The 1,998-nt window shown below is 57.7% G+C and carries 1 protein-coding gene and 1 pseudogene; both read right to left on the bottom strand.

The genetic code is table 11. The features are described from left to right. Nucleotides 1–630: 630 nt before the first annotated feature. Nucleotides 631–1,140 (bottom strand): GNAT family N-acetyltransferase, encoded by a 510-nt coding sequence (locus tag AAC083_RS15875; RefSeq protein WP_042034061.1) that lies wholly within the window; start codon nucleotides 1,138–1,140, stop codon nucleotides 631–633. A gap of 32 nt (nucleotides 1,141–1,172) precedes the next feature. After that, nucleotides 1,173–1,998: pseudogene (locus tag AAC083_RS15880) on the bottom strand (GNAT family N-acetyltransferase); the annotation flags it as partial.

Below are 1,998 nucleotides of genomic sequence, written 5' to 3' on the forward strand. Positions count from 1 at the left end.
GTATACCCTAGTATAAATACTCTATGTGGATGTCAATATCCTTTCATAAACAAGGGAATAGCAAACAGAACCATATCATCATGGCTGAGTGAATTATCCTTGTTTACAAGGACAACATTAAGTGGAGGTTATTTGCATCTATGCGATATAGATGTAAACAGCATCCACTTGACTGGCATTTACTTGATAAAAATGAACGAAAATAACCAAGACTCACAGTGAATCGATTATGCATCCTTATTTATTGAATCATCTTCACGAACTTACACGTGCATTCTCGTATGAGTCAAACATCAATAGCTGCATCTGGTTAAAAAATGTTACCTGTTAGACAAAAACAGATTTTGTTGCGGAAAAAGTTGTAACGAGATATTGCAAAGGAAAATCTTCTTGAAAAGAGGCAACAATACAGCGGACCGGTACCGGGTAACGCTGCGTTATTCAGTGACAAATCGGCATACTATTCATGCCCCAAGACCACCCGATCACGGGCACGCCGTCAGCAGGCCGGTTGCAAGGTCGCAGGAGACTGACTCTGATGACAATCGAGGGGACTTCGGCGGGAAGATTGCATACCTTGCAACCTGTCTTGATAACAAAACGGCAGCCTTGAGGCTGCCGTTTTGTTGCTCATTGTTCGTCGGGGATCTCGTCAAACAGGGGGTGGTAGAGTACCTCACCGGCCATGCCGGCCAGCCCCCCTTCCTGCAGCTCCATCGCCAGAAAACAGTCGGCGGGCACCTCGTAGATACAGTGCAGGCCGAACTCGCTGGCGGGACGAAAACCGAAGCGGCCGTAATAGGTCGGGTCACCGAGCACCACCACCGCTTTCCAGTCCATTTCCAGCGCCGTGTCCAGCCCCTCACGTACCAGATCCGAGCCTATGCCCTGCCCCTGCCAGTCCGGATGCACGGCCACCGGCGCCAGACCGAGCCAGGGCCCTTCCAGGCCGTTAATGGTGATCGGGCTCAGCATCAGGTGCCCCATGAACTCGTACTCTTCCTCTTCGACCATGGTCACCACGGCGGCGCCACACTCGCGCAGGCGGTTGACCAGTTCGGCCTCATCGGAACGGCCAAAAGCAGCGCTCACCAGTTCATAGACCGGCAACATGTCGCCGGGGCGCTCGGTTCTCAGCATACAGCGTTACTCCTCGTACAGCAGAGCGGGCATTATTCCACAAAGTGCCGGTCAGCCTGAGCACCTTTGTCCAGAAATGGGAGGGTGGACTCAGGAAAGCGCGCCGCAAGTTGCCGCAGCAACCCCAGCAAGGCCGTCGGTGTCAGGGTGGTAATGGCCTCACCGTAGGCCGCAAACAGCGCAGCATCCTCTTGCTCAAGCCGTGCCAGCGCAAACTCGGGCCCCTGATGCCAATGTCCGGCCAGCTCATCGATCAGGGCCGGCAGCTCCACCAGCAGCCAAAGCTGGCGATAGCGCCCCGCGACCGCGTCCCCAGCACTGCCCCCGGTCGCAGGCAGGCCGGTGCAACGCGCCATCTTGCCAATCCAGCCCAGCCGCTGTTGCCGCTGCGCGCGGGTGAGCAGAACGGGCCCCTGGCGCCGCAGGCTGGCCAGTTGCAGCAAACAGGCAAGTCCCTGCTCGTCCCTGTCTTTGAGCAGCACACCGCCCAGCAGATGAAGCCGCTCGGGTTCGGCCTGATCCAGCTCACTGAGCGGATAGCAGATGATATCGAGCCTGGCGCCATCATCAGCGGCGACGCCCGGCAAGTCGGGATCATGGCCCTGCTCATCCAGATACAGGGTGAGTTGCGATGGGTGGCCATGGCCCAAACCGACCTGTGCATCGACGCCATGCAAGATAGCCACGGCCACCCGCTCGTCCGCCAGCCAGTGCGTCAGTTGCCGGGTCACTGGCTCGGGCAGGCTGATGGCCCTGTCCAGTCGCCAATAGCTCACCTCGCACGGCTGCCGGGCGGTTTGGCCGCGCAGCCCGCGATAGTGCATGCCGAGCTTGGCCATCACCCGGCCGGAGGCGAGG

It is taken from the genome of Aeromonas sp. HMWF014 (assembly GCF_963878295.1).
GTDB classification, from domain to species: Bacteria; Pseudomonadota; Gammaproteobacteria; order Enterobacterales; family Aeromonadaceae; genus Aeromonas; species Aeromonas popoffii.

Excerpts from the sequence above, each read along its gene's own strand:
- AAC083_RS15875 (WP_042034061.1), bottom strand. The coding sequence starts at position 1,140 with ATGCTGAGAACCGAGCGCCCCGGCGACATGTTGCCGGTCTATGAACTG.